The following is a 15,870-nucleotide window of genomic DNA, read 5'->3' on the forward strand; positions in this document are numbered from 1 at the left end:
CCACAGCCTCACCGTTCCACCGAGGGCGCCGGTCGCCTTCCGTACGTGTCGTGCGTACGGGAGCCGACCGGCGCCCTCGGCGCGTGCTCGGGCGGTGCGTCGCTCAGGGACTCGGCGCGGTCAGGTACCGCTGCACGGTCGGCCCGAGCCACGCCACGATCTCCTCACGGGCCAGCGCCACGGCCGGCGGCAGCCGCAGCACGTACCGGGTGAGGGCGAGCCCCAGCAACTGCGTGGCACACAGCGCCGCCCGCGCCGGCACCTGCTCGGGATCCGGGCACACCCGCTGGGCCACCGGCACCACCTGCTCCCGGAAGATGCCCTGCAGGCGCTCGGCGCCCGCCTTGTTGGTGACCCCGACCCGCAGGACCGCGGTGAGCTCCTCGTTCTCCTCCCAGATGTTCAGGAAGTGCTCCACCAGCGCCCGTCCGACCTCGGCGCGCGGCGCCCGCGAGAGGTCGGGGATCCGCAGGTCGAGGGCGACGGCGGCCGCGAAGAGGCCGTCCTTGCTGCCGAAGTAGCGCATGACCATGGAGGGGTCGATGTGCGCGTCCTTGGCGATGGCGCGGATGGTGGCGCGCTCGTAGCCGTCGGTGGCGAAGCGCTCGCGGGCGGCGGCCAGGATCGCGGAGCGGCTGGCGTCGGAGCGGCGCGCCGCCGGGCCGTGCGCGGAATCTGTGCTTCTACTGTTGGTGCCGGTCATGCCAACGAGCGTAGGCCAACATATGTGGGCCAACAAGTGTTGACGCCTAGGGCGGCGCGGTTCTAGGCTGGTCAACGAGCGTTGGCAAACAGATGTTGGCAAGCGCCTGTCGGCAAGCAGGCGTTGACCTCCAGGAGGCCCTCATGAACGGCACGACCGGCACCTCGGGAACGCCCCGCGTGATCGTCGTCGGCTCCGGCCCCACCGGCCTGCTCCTGGCCGGCGACCTCGCCGCCGCCGGAATCCCGGTCACCCTCCTCGAAAAGCGTCCCCACAGGACCAGCAACCTCTCCCGCGCCTTCGTCCTGCACGCCCGCGCCCTGGAGCAGCTCGACGCCCGGGGGCTCGCCGACGACCTGGAGGCCGTCGGCCGGCCCATCAGCCGGATGAACCTCTTCGACGGGCTCACGCTGGACCTCGGCGCCCTTCCCTCCCGCTTCAACCACGTCCTCGTCCTCCCGCAGTACGAGGTGGAGAAGGTGCTGGAGCGCCGGGCCGCCGAGGCGGGTGTCGACTTCCGGCACGACTGCGAGGTGACCGGCCTGACCCAGGACACGGACGGCGTGACCGTCCACGTCAGGGGCGGGGAGGACCTGCGCGCCGCGTACGTCGTCGGCACCGACGGCATGCGCAGCGTGGTGCGGGAGGCGGTCGGGCTGCCGTTCCCGGGCAGGTCGGCGATCCGGTCCGTGGTCCTCGCCGACGTGCTGCTCGCCGAGAAGCCCGAGACGCTGCTGACGGCCGCCGCGGTCGGCGACGCGTTCGCGTTCCTGGCGCCGTTCGGCGACGGCTACTACCGGGTGATCTGCTGGCACCGCGGCCGTGATGTCCCCGACCACGAGCCGGTGGACCTCGACGAGGTCAAGGAGATCACCCGCCTCGCCCTGGGCCGGGACTACGGGATGCACGACGCCCGCTGGATGTCCCGCTTCCACAGCGACGAGCGCCAGGCGCCCAGCTACCGGGTCGGCCGGGTCTTCCTGGCCGGCGACGCGGCACACGTGCACACCCCGGCCGGCGGCCAGGGCATGAACACCGGTCTCCAGGACGCGGCCAACCTGAGCTGGAAGCTCGCCGCCGTGCTGCACGGCCACGCCGCCCCGGACCTGCTCGACACCTACCAGAGCGAACGGCACCCCGTCGGCCGGACCGTGCTGCGCAGCAGCGGTGCGATCGTCCGGCTCGCGATGGCCAAGGGCTGGCAGCTGCCCGTGCGGGCCGCGCTCGCCACCGCGCTCAACCACCTCGCCCCGGCCCGCCGTAAGGCGGTCGGCCAGGTCACCGGCATCGGCTACCACTACCCCGCGCCGCGCGGCGCCCACCGCCTCACCGGCACCCGCGTCCCCGACCTCGCCCTGGCCGGCGGCGGCCGGCTCTACGAGGCCCTGCGCGGCGGCCGGTTCGTGCTGGTCACCCCGGACCCCTGCGACCCGGGTACGGAACGCGCGGACCGCCTGACCGTCGCCCACTGGGCGAGCGACCGCCGTACCACCCTGCTGGTGCGCCCCGACGGATACGTGGCCTGGGCCGCCGAGAGCGCCCAGGCGCCGGACGTCGAGCGGGCGCTGGCCACCCACCTCGGGTGACCGGCTCAGGCGAGGGTGAAGTCCGCGGCCTTGGTGTCGAAGGTGGTGTGGCCGTCCTTCGCCGTGGCCAGCACGGCGATGTGCCAGGCGCCGTGCGCGGAGGACGCGGCGTCGGCGGCGGACACCGGAGCCGTGTACACGCACCGGACGGTGCCGCCGCCGGCCGGCGTGCAGGTCGCCGAGTCCACCTCGGCCGCCGCCAGGTCCTTGGCGGTCAGCGACTCCTTGGCGAAGCCGGACTTCTCCGGCCAGGCCAGCACCTTCAGGCTCTTGACCCCGGAGGGCGCGGAGACCTCGGTGGTGAAGGAGAGCGAGCCCTTGTGGCCGGTCTCGGGGGCGGTGTAGCGGGCGGTGCTGTGGGCCAGGGCCGGCGACGGGTCCTGGTCCCCGGCGTAGGCGAGGGCGAAGGCCCCGGCACCCGCGAGGACGACGGCACCGGCGACGACGGGCAGGACGATACGACGGGACATGGCGGATTCTCCGTAAGGGTCTGAGTGCCTTGGCTGGACGAACCGGCGCTCTGTGCCGCGCCGTTGCACCGATGTTCGCAACGCGCGGGCACCCCCGGCGTGAGCACGGATACTCAACTCCGCCTGGGTGATGGGGAGCAGGCGAACGCACGGAGCGGGCGCCCGGTGTCCTGACACCGGGCGCCCGCTCCGTCGTGGCGCGGCGTACCGCGCGGTACCGCCTGCTACTGCGCGGCCGCGTCCGCCGCCTGGGCCCGCAGGGCGCGCTCGACGCCCGCGCGGGACTCCGAGACCAGCCGGGCCAGGGCCGCGTTCGGCTGGGCCGAGGCCAGCCAGGTGTCCGTCTTGGTGAGGGTCTCCTGGGACACCTGGAGGGCCGGGTAGAGGCCGATCGCGATCTGCTGGGCGATCTCGTGCGAGCGGGAGTCCCACACCGACTTCAGGATCTCGAAGTACTTGTCGGTGTAGGGCGCCAGCAGCTCACGCTGGTCGGTCTGGACGAAGCCGCCGATCACGGCCTCCTGCACGGCGTTCGGCAGCTTGTCGGAGTCGATGACCGACGCCCACGCCTCCGCCTTGGCCTCCTCGGTCGGCCGGGCCGCCCGGGCGGTGGCCGCGTGCCGCTCACCGGCGGCCGTCCGGTCCCGCTCGTACTCGCCCGCGATCTCCGTCTCGTCGAAGCGGCCGACCGCCGCCAGCCGCTCCACGAACGCCCAGCGCAGCTCGGTGTCGACGGCCAGGCCCTCGACGGTGTGGGTGCCGTCCAGCAGACCGTCGAGGAGGTCCAGCTGCTCCGGGGTGCGGGCGGTGGCCGCGAAGGCGCGGGCCCAGGCCAGCTGGTGGTCACTGGCCGGCGCGGCCGCCCGCAGGTGGGCCAGCGTGGCGTCGGTCCAGCGGGTGAGCAGGGCCTCACGGGTGCTCGGGTCGGCGTACAGCTCGACGGCGAGCTTCACCTGGCGGTGCAGCGACTGCACGACACCGATGTCGGACTCCTTGCCGATGCCGGACAGCACCAGCGACAGGTACTCACGCGTGGGCAGCTCGGCGTCCCGGGTCATGTCCCAGGCCGACGCCCAGCACAGCGCGCGGGGCAGCGAGGACTCGAAGTCGCCGAGGTGCTCGGTGACGAAGCGCAGCGACTGCTCGTCGAGGCGGACCTTGGCGTACGACAGGTCGTCGTCGTTGAGCAGGAACACCGCCGGGCGACGGCGGCCGGTCAGCTGCGGTACGGCCGTCAGCTCGCCGTCCACGTCCAGCTCGATCCGGTCCTCGCGAACCAGCTTGCCGGTGTCGTCGTCCAGTTCGTACAGGCCGATCGCGATCCGGTGCGGACGCAGGATCGGCTCTCCCTTCGCCCCGGCCGGCAGCGCCGGGGCCTCCTGACGGATGGCGAAGGAGGTGACGACACCGTCGGCGTCCGTCTCCACCTCCGGACGCAGGATGTTGATGCCCGCCGTCTGCAGCCACTTCTGCGACCAGGTGCTCAGGTCACGGCCGGAGGTCTCCTCCAGGGCGCCCAGCAGGTCGGACAGGCGCGTGTTGCCGAAGGCGTGCCGCTTGAAGTACGCCTGCACGCCCTTGAAGAACTCGTCCATCCCGACGTACGCGACGAGCTGCTTCAGCACGCTCGCGCCCTTGGCGTACGTGATGCCGTCGAAGTTGACGAGCACATCGTCGAGATCCCGGATCTCGGCCATGATCGGGTGCGTGGAGGGCAGCTGGTCCTGCCGGTACGCCCAGGTCTTCATCGAGTTGGCGAACGTCGTCCACGAGTGCGGCCAGCGCGACTCGGGCGCGTACGCCTGGCAGGCGATGGAGGTGTAGGTGGCGAACGACTCGTTCAGCCACAGGTCGTTCCACCACTCCATGGTGACCAGGTCGCCGAACCACATGTGCGCCAGCTCGTGCAGGATGGTCTCGGCCCGCGTCTCGTACGCCGCGTCCGTCACCTTGGACCGGAAGACGTACTGGTCGCGGATGGTCACCGCGCCCGCGTTCTCCATCGCGCCCGCGTTGAACTCGGGCACGAACAGCTGGTCGTACTTCTTGAACGGGTACGCGTAGTCGAACTTCTCCTGGAACCACTCGAAGCCCTGCCGGGTCACCTCGAAGATCGCGTCCGAGTCCAGGAACTCCGCGAGCGAGGGACGGCAGTAGATGCCCAGCGGCACGCTCTGGCCGTCCTTCTCGTACACGCTGTGCACGGAGTGGTACGGGCCGACGATCAGCGCGGTGATGTACGACGAGATCCGCGGCGTCGGCTCGAAGGCCCAGACGTCGTCCTTGGGCTCGGGCGTCGGCGAGTTCGAGATCACCGTCCAGCCGGTCGGCGCCTTCACGGTGAACTGGAAGGTCGCCTTCAGGTCGGGCTGCTCGAAGGAGGCGAAGACGCGGCGGGCGTCCGGCACCTCGAACTGGGTGTAGAGGTACGCCTGCTCGTCGACCGGGTCGACGAACCGGTGCAGACCCTCACCCGTGTTGGTGTACGCGCAGTCCGCGACCACCCGGAGGACGTTGCGGCCCTCCAGCAGGCCGGGCAGCGCGATCCGGGAGTCCGCGAAGACCTCGGCCGGGTCCAGCGCGTCACCGTTGAGGGTGACCTCGTGGACCGCCGGGGCCACCAGGTCGATGAAGGAAGCGGCGCCGGATCCGGCGACGTCGAAGCGCACCGTGGTCACGGACCGGTAGGTACCGCCCTCCTGCGCGCCGGAGAGGTCGAGATCGATCTCGTACGAGTCAACGGTGAGCAGCGTCGCCCGCTGCTGCGCCTCTTCGCGAGTCAGGTTTGTGCCAGGCACGCGGTCATCTCCTCGTTATGTGTGGGTTGCGCCATCCTTCCACGGGAGGCGGGAGGAGGGCGACGAGGGAAAACCCGCGAGATTTCCGAGCCCCGTAGGGGCGCGGGGAACTGCGCGACCAGCCACGACGGTGCCGCGGCCGCACGACGGCAGACCGAGGCACCCCGTTGGGCGGCCTTACTTCCCCGACAGCTCCTCTGCCACCAGCTCCGCGATCTGCACGGCGTTCAGCGCAGCCCCCTTGCGGAGGTTGTCGTTGGAGACGAACAGCGCGAGCCCGTTCTCCACCGTCTCGTCCCGCCGGATCCGCCCGACGTACGACGGGTCCTGCCCGGCCGCCTGCAGCGGCGTCGGGATGTCGGACAGCTCGACGCCGGGCGCGTCGGACAGCAGCTCGGTCGCCCGCTCGGGGCTGATCGGCCGGGCGAACCGCGCGTTGATCTGGAGGGAGTGCCCGGAGAACACCGGGACCCGCACACAGGTGCCGGAGACCTTCAGCCCGGGCAGCTCCAGGATCTTGCGGGACTCGTGGCGCAGCTTCTGCTCCTCGTCGGTCTCGTTCAGACCGTCGTCGACGAGGTTGCCGGCGAAGGGCAGCACGTTGAAGGCGATGGGCCGCTTGTAGACCTGCGGCTCGGGGAAGTCGACCGCCGCGCCGTCGTGGGTGAGCTTCTCCGCGTCGGCGGCGACCTTCTGCACCTGCCCGTGCAGCTCCGCCACGCCCGCGAGACCGGAGCCGGACACCGCCTGGTAGGTGGTGGCGACCAGCGCCTCCAGGCCCGCCTCCGCGTCCAGCACCTTCAGGACCGGCATCGCGGCCATCGTGGTGCAGTTCGGGTTGGCGATGATGCCCTTGGGGCGGTCCGCGATCGCGTGCGGGTTCACCTCGGAGACGACCAGCGGGACCTCGGGGTCCTTGCGCCAGGCGGAGGAGTTGTCGATCACGACGGCACCCTGGGAGGCGACCTTCTCGGCCAGCGCCTTCGAGGTGGCCCCGCCCGCCGAGAACAGCACGATGTCCAGGCCCGAGTAGTCGGCGGTCGCCGCGTCCTCCACCGTCACACCGTCGAGCACGGACCCGGCCGAACGGGCCGAGGCGAACAGGCGCAGCTCCGTGACCGGGAAGGTCCGTTCCGCGAGGATCCTGCGCATGACCGTGCCGACCTGACCGGTGGCTCCGACGATTCCGACCCTCACGGTGACTCCCTTTACCTGCGTCGATGTGTGTCTGCGGCCTTTCCATCATGCGGCCGACCCGGGTCCGCCTGTCCAATTCTTTGCGCGCCATACCCGCCGACCGGACCACCCGGCCCGTGGAACTCCCGCCCACACCCACGCTGAGCTGCAGAAATTACCTCCACTTGGCCGTCGTACCGCAAGCTGTGCTGCGCCGCGCGCCGGTGTGACGTACGCCTCGGAAAAGATGTCCGGGATCCGGCCGAACGTTTCCGGGGGCTGCGGCGTCGTAGGAGAAACGCGGTGAGGGGGGTGGGTTGTGCTGCGCAGAAAGGCCCGCCGCGCCCAGGGGGACGAGCACGGGGATCCTCTGGACGCGGACCAGGAGCGCCGGGTCAGGGCGGTGCTCGCGCTGGGCGGTGTACCGCAGGCGGACCTGCTGGACGGGGTACAGCAGGTACGTCTGCGGTTGCTGGAGCGGGCCGCGAGCGGCCAGGAGGCGCCGCGGGACGTCTCGGCGTGGGCGGCGGTCGTCGCCTCCCACCTCGCCATGGACTGGCACCGCGCCAAGCGCCGCCAGGAACGCCTCGGCGAACGGCTGGCCTCCCAGCGCCCGCCCGAGCACGCCTCCGGCTCCGGCGAGGACAGCCGTGTGCTCTCCGTCGCCGTCGCCCGCGGCCTGGACGAACTGCCGGACGCCCAGCGCCAGATCCTCGTCCTGCGCTTCTACGCCGACCTGCCGGTGCGCGGGATAGCCGAGGAACTCGGCATCCCCGAGGGCACCGTCAAGAGCCGGCTGCACACGGCGGTACGGGCCCTGCGCGCCCGCCTGCACGAGGACGAGGTGGTGTGAGCATGACCGCCGAACACAACGCACACGACGCACACGACGCACACGACGCACACGACGCACACGACGCGTACGACGCGTACGACGCGTACGACGCGTACGACGGCCGGGACGACGACTTCGACGCCCTCTTCGCCGTTCTCGCGGAGGAGCCGCTCACCGACGGGCAGCGGGCCGATGCCGCCTTCATGGCCGAGCACCGGGCGGCCACCGCCGACGTGGCCCTCCTGCGCGAACAGCTCGGGATCATCGCGGACACCCTGGCCGAACCCCGCCCGCGGCCCCAGCCGCGGCCCCAGCCCCGGGTGCGCCCGGCCGGGCGCCGCAGGCCGTGGCAGCACCCCGGTGTCCGCGGGCTCGGCTTCGCCGGCGCTCTCGCCGCTGCGTTCGCCTCGGCGGTGTTCGGCCTCGGCTGGCTCGCGTCGAACGGCGCGGACAGCAAGAGCGCGGGCAGCAACGCCGACAGCGCCGCCGGCAGCACGGCGGGCGGTGCCAAGGAGTCCCTCGGCGGCGCCCGCTTCCTGGCCTGCGCCCGGCTCGTCGTCGAGGGCACGGTGACCGGGGTGCACGAGGTCCCGGACAGCGGCCGGGAACGCGTCACCCTGAAGGTGACCCGCGCCTACAAGCCGGCGAGGACCGCCGGGGAGGTCGACGTGCTCTTCGAGGCCGGCGCGGACAGCCGGATCCGGGAGGGGGCCCTCGTCCTGGTCGCCGTCCGGACCGGGCAGCAGGTGCCCGACCGGTACGCGGTCGGGGAGCGGGAGATCGCGTCGCAGCGGGCCTGGATCGTCCGCGACCTGCCCGAGTCACGGACCCTCACCTGCGGGGAGTGACGGCCGGCGGAGACGGCGAAGGGGCGGGCGCCCCGCAGGACGCCCGCCCCTCCTCGGTATCGCTGTGCCTTACGGCGTGACCTTCTCGATCTTCACGCTGCCGGTGCCCGCCACCGTGCCGCGCGCGTTGACCAACTGGACCCGTCCGAAGAACTCACGTCCCTCGGGGGCCGCCGCGGCCGCGGTGACCTGCCCGGTCACCGTGGTGGAGGCACCCGTGCCGAGCTGGACCGGCGTCGAACCGTCGACCGTGACGCTGCCGAGCGCGGCGGAGAAGAACACGTCCCGGTAGTCGTAGTCGGTGGAGCCGGACGGCACCGAGTAGCCGACGACCTCGATCGTGTAGGTCCCGGCGGCCGGCGAGGCGAGGGAGACCGCCTCCTCCGAGTCGCCGTCGGCGGACTGCGCGACCTGGTTGCCGGCCGCGTCGTACACGGTCAGGTCGAGGTCGGCCGCCGTGTCGGAGACGTTCCCGATCGCCACGTCCAGCGAGGTGGCGCCCTCGGGCACGGTCACCGTGGTGGTCTGGGTCTCGCCCTCCTTGATCGACGGGCGGGCCGTCTTCGAGGAACCGAGCGGGCCGCCGACCAGCTTGCCGTCGAGGGCGGCGAACTTGTTGGTCACCTTCCAGGACGCGGTGACCGGGCTGCCGACCTTGGCCTCGGGCACGGTCACGGTCTCCGGGTCGAAGGCCGCGCCGAGCACGGTGACGCCCAGCTTGTACGGGTTGTCGAGCAGCGGCGAGGTGCGGCGCGCCTCGACCTCGATCTCCCAGACGCCGGCCTGCGGGTCGGCGTACGAACGCACGTCGGGCGCACAGCCGTTGCCGTTCAGGTAGTTGTTGTAGCAGTACGGGGTGCCGGTGTTGTCGACCGGGACGCCGTACGGGTGGATGGCGATGAACCGGGTCTGGCTCTTGTCGGCCAGCCCGCTCATCGCGACCTCCAGGGAGGTGGCGCCCTTGGGCACGGTCACGAAGTACGAGGTGGAGCTGTTGCGCTGCACCGAACTCGACTTCGTGTACGTGTAGGCGACCGGGGTGGAGACCACGACCGTGGTCAGGATCTGCTTGTCGACGCCCTCGGTGCGCGGGTCGTCGACGTCCAGGATCGCCGACTTGATGCCCGCGCTCCGCGGCCGCGCCTGCACCTTGACCGTGACCGGCTGGTTCAGCGGCAGCTTCACCTCGTCGGATCCGAGGATCCTGAAGGTTCCCTCGGCGTTGTTCTCGAAGGACAGCTCGTGCCGGAGCGCCTTGGCCGAGCCGGAGGTCCGGGTGACGGTGACGTCGTACGTCTTCTTCTGCCCGGCCTTCAGTCCGCCCTCACGGTCGTACAGGCCGGTGCCGTAGCCCGGGGTCTTCAGCGCGTAGTCGATCGCGGTGTCGACGGGCGCCTTGACCGTGTAGTCGTGCGCGGTGGCGTGGTCGCGGATGGCGTCCCAGGCGTCGACGATGTCGATCCGGCCCGCGCCCTCCTCGTAGGCCTGAACGCCCTTGATGTGGTGGGCGGTCGAGGTCAGGGCCGTGCGCAGGTCGGCGGGGGAGAGGGCGATGCCCTTCTGCCTGGCGGCCGACAGGAGCAGCGCGGAGGCGCCCGCCGCCTGCGGGGAGGCCATCGAGGTGCCCTGGAGCATCGAGTAGCCGGCCGGCAGCGAGTAGCCCGCCTCGGCGACCGGGGAGCCCGGCAGCCAGGTCTGGGTGCTGTTGATCGCGGCGCCGGGGGCGACCAGCGTCGGCGTGAAGCCGCCGTCCTCACGCGGGCCGCGCGAGGAGAAGGGCAGCAGCTGGTACTTCTTCGTCACCTGGGAGCCGTAGTTGGCGGCCCAGGTCTCCTTGGAGATGGCCGCGCCGACCGAGATGACCTTGTCGGCGAGACCGGGGTCGCCGATGGTGTTGGCGCCGGGGCCGGAGTTGCCGGCCGAGATGACCAGCTGCACGCCGTAGGTGTCGATGAGCCGCGTGTACAGCTCCGCACGGGCGTTGTTGCCGTCGTTCAGCGCCGGGAGGCCGCCGATCGACATGTTCACGATGTTCACGCCCCGGTTGGCGACCAGGTCGATCATGCCCTCGGTGAGGGCGACGTTGGTGCAGCCGCCGGACCAGGTGCAGGCGCGCGAGGAGACGATCTTCGCGCCGGGCGCCGCGCCGTTCATCCTGCCGCCGAACAGGCCGTTGGCGGCGGTGATGCCGGCGACGTGCGTGCCGTGCTCGGACTCGATGACGCCGATGTTGACGAAGTCGGCCTTCTTGCCGACCCAGTCCCCGCCGTACGGGTCCATCGGGACGTCCTTGCGGATCTGCACGACGAACGGCTGCCGCTCGACGACGTCGGTCGCCGGGTTGTCGGTGCCGAAGTAGCCGACCTGGTAGCCGTCCTTGTACGGCTTCATCGGCGTGTCGTCGGAGAAGTCGTTGTTGTTGTTCAGGTCGACCGTGACCGTGCCGGCCGCCGGGTCGTAGAGCACGCCCCAGCTGTCGGTGGTGTCGCCGTCGCGGTTGGCGTCACCGGCCGCGTCACCGCCCGTGGTGTACGACTCCTTGAAGGTGCTGATCTGGTACGACCCGGCGGGCGCCGTCCAGTTCTTGCCTCCGTAGGTGAAGCTGGGACCGGACACGGCCGTGACCATCGGCCGCCAGGTCTGGTCGCTGTCGACGATCGGATCGGTCGACGTCACCCAGTCGACGATCTTCCGCTCGCCCGTGGTGGTCTTCTGCAGCGCCGGATGGCCGAGGTCCACGCCGGAGTCCAGGATGCCGATGGTGATGCCCCGGCCGTCCGCCTTCGGGTGCTCCTTGACGAAGTCGACGGCGCCCGTCTCGAAGGAGGGGTTGTACGGGTTCGCGGCGGGAGTGTTCCTGCTCGGCCCCGAGTACCCGGCAGTGCCCTTGGCGGCCTTGGCTTTGCCGTCCGTCACCGTCGGGTCGTCGAGCGGGATCTCCTGGCGCAGGTCGATCGCGTGCACCGAGGACAGCTTCGCGGCGGCGGCGATCGCCGAGTCCGCCCGGCCGGTGGGGACGGTCGCCCGGACGTAGCCGAGCTTGTCGTACGTACGGCCCACCGAGCCGCCCTTGACCGCGTCCAGCTCCTCGGCGACCTGCTCGGTCTGCCCCGGCGCGGTCGCGATCATCATCGTGACGTTCTTGGCACCCGCGGACTTGGCCTCGGCGAGCAGTTCGGCGTCGTCCGAACCGAGTTTGTCGTGGGCCGACTTGGTGCCGGGGTCGGCGGTGGCGGCGGCGGACGGGATCGCGGCGGCGGCCAGGGGTATCGGTCCGGCGGCGGAGAGCGCGGCGACGACACCGACGGCGACGGCCATCCGGCCCAGGCGTCTGTGGCCCGGTATCGGGTCGTGCTGGGGGCTGAGGGTCATCTGCATCCCTTGTAGGTAAAGGAACGAGCGTGGAACGACCGGACATGTGCATGCCCGGCGGCTAGGCGCACAGCTTTCCCCAAGGGAACGATCTTTTGGGAACGTTGACCGAATCGATATGAACATATGGGGAAAACCCCCGGTCCGGCCGCGGAAAACCCGGTGGCCGTCGCGGGGTTCGCGCCCTACCGTGCGCATGTGCGCGAGAAGCTGAGGGTGGCGGCCTACGCCGTGTGCGTCCGTGACGGACAGATCCTGCTGGCCCGGTCGCCCGCGGCCGACGGCACCCCCGAGTGGGTCCTGCCCGGCGGCGGCATGGAGCACGGCGAGGACCCCTACGACACGGTCCGCCGCGAGCTCATGGAGGAGACCGGCTACCGCATCGAGGTGACCGGCCTGCTCGGCATCGACTCCCGCCGGCACCGCTTCGCCCGCGAGAACCTGCTGACCCGCGTCACCGACCACCACAGCGTGCGGATCGTCTACAGCGGCGAGGTCGTCGGGGGAGAGCTGCGCAACGAGGTGAACGGCTCCACCGACCTGGCCGCCTGGCAGGACCTGGACGCCGTACCGGCCCTGAGGCGCGTCGGGCTGATCGACACGGCCCTGCGGCTGTGGCGGGAGCGGCCGGCCGCGGGGCGGTTCGCGGAGGAGCCGTCGTAAGCGCAGCCGTCGCAAGCGCGGCAGTCGTAAGCGCGGCAGTCGTCAGTGCCGGAGACCCTCCCCTACCCCGGCAGATGAACACGGAGTAACCGGGTCCCGGCCGCCCGCAATCCGCTCCATGACCGGTCCCCGTCACACCTGATCCACGTACGGTGATCGGCGCTGCGCGTTGCCGCCGCGTTCACGCGCAGGTCACCCCCGGTGCCAACGATCCAAAGTGAGCGGGAAGTTCGCGGAAGCGATCGCCCGTGACCACTGCCGGACGCGTTCGTACTCGGGGAGATCGCGCCATGTCGCGCATACGCTCTGTCGCCACTTCCGCCGCCCAGAAGGGCCGGGAGGCACTGGAGATCAACCGCCGTACCGTGCTCGCCGCCGCCGGAGCCGTCTCGCTCTCCGCGGGCGTCGGCTACGCCCTGCGCCCCACCGACAGCCAGGCCGCACCCGCGGTCACCGAGGAGCAGGAGCCGGTCGCCGAGGGCCGCAAGGCCACCGCGGGCGCCCTCGTGCCGTACACCAAGGGAACCACCCTCGCCTCCGTCGCCGCGCCCCGGAACAGCTCCGGGTACCGCCGGCTCGGCGACGGCGCCGGCTGGAAGCGCGTGCTGCGCTCCGACCTGGCCGCCGCCAAGTCCGGCCGGGCAGGCCGCCGTACCGCGCTCGCCGCGTTCGTGCAGTTCACCGACCTGCACCTGATGGACGTCCAGCACCCGCTGCGCCTGGAGTTCCTGCGCGCCCACGACCCGCACGCCTGGCGCCCGCACGAGGCGCTCACCGTGCCCGGCGCGATCTCGCTCGTCGAGCGGGTCAACGCGCTGCGCGGCGCCCCGGTCACCGGCTCCCCGCTGCACTTCGTGATGACGACCGGCGACAACACCGACAACAACGCCCACTCCGAGCTGGAGTGGTTCATGAAGGTGATGAGCGGCGGCCGGATGACCCCCAACTCCGGGGACCCCAAGCACTACGAGGGCGTGCAGAACAGCGGGCTGAAGCTGTACTGGCAGGCCTCCTCCACCGTCCGCGACGGCGACAAGGCGCTCGGCTTCCCGCACCTCGCGGGCTATCTGGCCGCCGCGATCCGCGAGGTGAAGAGCCCGGGCCTCAACCTGCCCTGGTACTCCACCGTCGGCAACCACGACTCCCTGCCGCTCGGCTGCTTCGGCTCGCACGCCGACCCCTACCTGGCCGCGGCCGCGGTCGGCGGCAAGAAGCTGATGACGGTGACCGACGCCGAGGCGAAGAAGCTCCAGGACTCCATCCGCACGGCCCAGGACCCCAAGGGCGCCGGCTACCGGGACTTCCTCAAGGCCCACGCCCGTTCCATGCGGTCGGTCACGGCGGACGAGAAGCGCGCCCCGTACACGGTGACGGACTATCTGAAGGCCCACCTGGACCCCGCCTACCAGGGCCTCGGCCCGGTCGGCCACGGCTACTCCTCGGCGAACCTCGCCGCGAAGACCCAGTACTACGCCTTCCGCATCTCTGACGACGTCATCGGCATCAGCCTCGACACGACGGACGCGGGCGGCCACTACGACGGCTCGATCGGCTCCACCCAGCTGGCCTGGCTGGAGAAGACCCTGAAGGAGAACAAGGACTCCTACGCGGTCGTCTTCAGCCACCACACCAGCCAGACGATGACCAACACCCGCCCCGACCCGGCGCACCCGAGCGACCGCCGCCACACGGGCAGCGAGCTGGTCACCCTCCTCAACCGCCACGCCAACGTGCTGGCCTGGGTGAACGGCCACATCCACCGCAACCTCATCACCCCGCACAAGGCCTCGAACGGCAACTCCTTCTGGGAGATCACCACGGCGTCCCACGTGGACTACCCGCAGCTCGCCCGGGTCGTCGAGCTCGCCGACAACAAGGACGGCACGATCTCCCTGTTCACCACCCTGATCGAGTCGGCGGCCCCGCACCGCACCGACTTCTCCGACCTCTCCCAGACCGGCCTCGCCGCCCTCTACCGCGAACTCGCCTTCAACGCCCCGGGTTCCAGCAAGGTCCTCGGCGGCAACACGGCGGACCGGAACACCGAGCTGGTGCTGAAGAAGGGCTGAATCCCGCTCAACCGGCCCAGGCCGGGCAACCTCCCCGATCACGGCGGTGTCCCTCTCCCCGACCGAGTACGCCGACGCGTACGACGACTCGGCTGGGGGAGAGACATGTCCGTACGGACGACACTGGTGGCGGCCGGCGCGCTGGCCCTGACGGCGGCCCTGGCGGGACCGGCCCTGGCGGCTCCGGCGCAGACGGCGCCGGGCGGCGGCCACGCCGCCACCCGCGCGGCGGCGCAGGCGGCGGTGGCGGCCGGCGTCCCCGGGGTGACGGCGACCGCCCGGGACCGCCGCGGCAGCTGGTCGACGACGGCCGGGGTGGGCGACCTGCGCACCGGCGCCCCGCGTTCGGCCGCCGACCACTACCGGGTCGGCAGCATCACCAAGACCTTCGTGGCCACCGTCCTGCTCCAGCTGGAGGCGGAGGGCCGGCTGTCCCTGGACGACACGGTCGACCGGTGGCTGCCGGGCGTGGTCACCGGCAACGGCAACGACGGCCGCCGTATCACCGTCCGCCAACTCCTCAACCACACCAGCGGCATCTTCAACTACACGTCCGACGACGGCTTCGGCCGCACCTACTTCCTCGCGGACGGCTTCCTCCGGCACCGCTACGACACGCTGACGCCCGCCGCCCTGGTGGCGATCGCCATGAAGCACGAGCCGGCCTTCGCGCCGGGCACCGACTGGGCCTATTCCAACACCAACTACGTGCTCGCCGGCATGGTCATCAAGGCCGTGACGGGCCACTCGTACGCCAGGGAGATCACCGACCGGGTCATCGAACCCCTCCATCTGACCGGCACCTCCCTCCCCGGCACCCGCACCACCGTCCCCCGGCCGAGCGGCCGCGCCTACTCGAAGCTGGCGGAGACGGCGACGGGCCCCACCTACGACGTCACCACCCTCAACCCGTCCATGGCCTCCTCGGCCGGCGAGATGATCTCCACCTCCGCCGACCTGACCCGCTTCTACCAGGCTCTCCTGCGTGGCCGGCTGCTCCCCGCGCACCAGCTCAAGGAGATGAAGACCACGATCCCGGTCCCCGGGAACCCCGACAGCGCCTACGGACTCGGCCTGGCCGACCGCACCCTCTCCTGCGGTGTCCACGTCTGGGGCCACGACGGCGGGATCCACGGCTCCTCGTCCCTGGCGGCCACCACCGCCGACGGCCGCCACGCCCTGGCCGTGAACTACAACGGCGACTGGACGGAGGACCCGCAGGCGGTACTGGAGGCGGAGTTCTGCGGGGGCTGAGCACCCGCGCGCGGAACCCGCGCCGAGTACTCGGAAAAAAACTTCGGCGGCGATGTCGAGAACCCGCGGCCGGCTCCGTCCCCGGGGTGCAGGCGG

11 protein-coding genes are annotated in these 15,870 nt (G+C 71.5%); 6 read left to right on the forward strand and 5 right to left on the reverse strand.

Features of this window, described 5'->3' with window-relative positions; genetic code table 11:
* Window positions 1-103: 103 nt before the first annotated feature.
* Window positions 104-703 carry a TetR family transcriptional regulator gene (locus tag ACIPSJ_RS02630; RefSeq protein ID WP_359223736.1) on the reverse strand — a complete coding sequence of 200 codons (600 nt, stop codon included), beginning with the start codon at window positions 701-703 and terminating at the stop codon, window positions 104-106.
* Window positions 704-846: 143 nt separating this feature from the next.
* Here ACIPSJ_RS02630 and ACIPSJ_RS02635 point away from each other — a divergent pair, with 143 nt between their 5' ends.
* Window positions 847-2,289, forward strand: coding sequence for an FAD-dependent monooxygenase (locus ACIPSJ_RS02635; protein ID WP_401342903.1), 1,443 nt, complete (start codon window positions 847-849; stop codon window positions 2,287-2,289).
* 5 nt (window positions 2,290-2,294) lie between these two features.
* On the opposite strand, the gene ACIPSJ_RS02640 is transcribed toward ACIPSJ_RS02635, so the two are convergent.
* The 3 genes from ACIPSJ_RS02640 to ACIPSJ_RS02650 all read right to left on the reverse strand — a co-directional run bounded on the left by ACIPSJ_RS02640 (window position 2,295) and on the right by ACIPSJ_RS02650 (window position 6,754).
* Window positions 2,295-2,759: a DUF5707 domain-containing protein gene (locus ACIPSJ_RS02640; RefSeq protein WP_401342905.1), complete on the reverse strand. Its 465-nt coding sequence runs from the start codon at window positions 2,757-2,759 to the stop codon at window positions 2,295-2,297.
* 224 nt (window positions 2,760-2,983) lie between these two features.
* A complete protein-coding gene (gene pepN / locus ACIPSJ_RS02645) occupies window positions 2,984-5,557 on the reverse strand; it encodes an aminopeptidase N (RefSeq protein WP_401342907.1) in 2,574 nt (857 codons plus the stop codon).
* A gap of 177 nt (window positions 5,558-5,734) precedes the next feature.
* Window positions 5,735-6,754: an aspartate-semialdehyde dehydrogenase gene (locus tag ACIPSJ_RS02650; protein WP_401342909.1), complete on the reverse strand. Its 1,020-nt coding sequence runs from the start codon at window positions 6,752-6,754 to the stop codon at window positions 5,735-5,737.
* Between the two features lie 298 nt (window positions 6,755-7,052).
* Here ACIPSJ_RS02650 and ACIPSJ_RS02655 point away from each other — a divergent pair, with 298 nt between their 5' ends.
* Together ACIPSJ_RS02655 and ACIPSJ_RS02660 are read left to right on the forward strand one after the other, a co-directional pair.
* Window positions 7,053-7,586: a sigma-70 family RNA polymerase sigma factor gene (locus ACIPSJ_RS02655; RefSeq protein ID WP_359227068.1), complete on the forward strand. Its 534-nt coding sequence runs from the start codon at window positions 7,053-7,055 to the stop codon at window positions 7,584-7,586.
* A 2-nt stretch (window positions 7,587-7,588) separates the two neighbouring features.
* Window positions 7,589-8,416 (forward strand): hypothetical protein, encoded by an 828-nt coding sequence (locus ACIPSJ_RS02660; protein WP_401342911.1) that lies wholly within the window; start codon window positions 7,589-7,591, stop codon window positions 8,414-8,416.
* Window positions 8,417-8,485: 69 nt separating this feature from the next.
* Here the strand turns inward: ACIPSJ_RS02660 and ACIPSJ_RS02665 are convergent, their stop codons facing one another.
* Window positions 8,486-11,788: a S8 family serine peptidase gene (locus ACIPSJ_RS02665; protein ID WP_401342912.1), complete on the reverse strand. Its 3,303-nt coding sequence runs from the start codon at window positions 11,786-11,788 to the stop codon at window positions 8,486-8,488.
* Between the two features lie 198 nt (window positions 11,789-11,986).
* Here ACIPSJ_RS02665 and ACIPSJ_RS02670 point away from each other — a divergent pair, with 198 nt between their 5' ends.
* From ACIPSJ_RS02670 to ACIPSJ_RS02680, 3 genes are all read left to right on the forward strand, one after another.
* The gene (locus tag ACIPSJ_RS02670; protein ID WP_359227062.1) at window positions 11,987-12,451 is read left to right on the forward strand and encodes an NUDIX hydrolase; all 465 of its coding nucleotides are present in this window, start codon (window positions 11,987-11,989) and stop codon (window positions 12,449-12,451) included.
* Between the two features lie 290 nt (window positions 12,452-12,741).
* Window positions 12,742-14,520: a TIGR03767 family metallophosphoesterase gene (locus ACIPSJ_RS02675; protein ID WP_401342914.1), complete on the forward strand. Its 1,779-nt coding sequence runs from the start codon at window positions 12,742-12,744 to the stop codon at window positions 14,518-14,520.
* A gap of 105 nt (window positions 14,521-14,625) precedes the next feature.
* Window positions 14,626-15,774: a serine hydrolase domain-containing protein gene (locus ACIPSJ_RS02680; RefSeq protein WP_401342916.1), complete on the forward strand. Its 1,149-nt coding sequence runs from the start codon at window positions 14,626-14,628 to the stop codon at window positions 15,772-15,774.
* Window positions 15,775-15,870 lie beyond the last annotated feature (96 nt).

The organism is Streptomyces sp. NPDC090088 (assembly GCF_044747345.1).
Classification (GTDB): domain Bacteria; phylum Actinomycetota; class Actinomycetes; order Streptomycetales; family Streptomycetaceae; genus Streptomyces.

What these genes read in the sequence shown, in the direction of transcription:
- ACIPSJ_RS02630 (WP_359223736.1), bottom strand. Translation starts at nt 703, where the DNA reads ATGACCGGCACCAACAGTAGAAGCACAGATTCCGCGCACGGCCCGGCG.
- ACIPSJ_RS02635 (WP_401342903.1), top strand. Translation starts at nt 847, where the DNA reads ATGAACGGCACGACCGGCACCTCGGGAACGCCCCGCGTGATCGTCGTC.
- ACIPSJ_RS02640 (WP_401342905.1), bottom strand. Translation starts at nt 2,759, where the DNA reads ATGTCCCGTCGTATCGTCCTGCCCGTCGTCGCCGGTGCCGTCGTCCTC.
- ACIPSJ_RS02660 (WP_401342911.1), top strand. Translation starts at nt 7,589, where the DNA reads ATGACCGCCGAACACAACGCACACGACGCACACGACGCACACGACGCA.
- ACIPSJ_RS02665 (WP_401342912.1), bottom strand. Translation starts at nt 11,788, where the DNA reads ATGACCCTCAGCCCCCAGCACGACCCGATACCGGGCCACAGACGCCTG.
- ACIPSJ_RS02675 (WP_401342914.1), top strand. Translation starts at nt 12,742, where the DNA reads ATGTCGCGCATACGCTCTGTCGCCACTTCCGCCGCCCAGAAGGGCCGG.
- ACIPSJ_RS02680 (WP_401342916.1), top strand. Translation starts at nt 14,626, where the DNA reads ATGTCCGTACGGACGACACTGGTGGCGGCCGGCGCGCTGGCCCTGACG.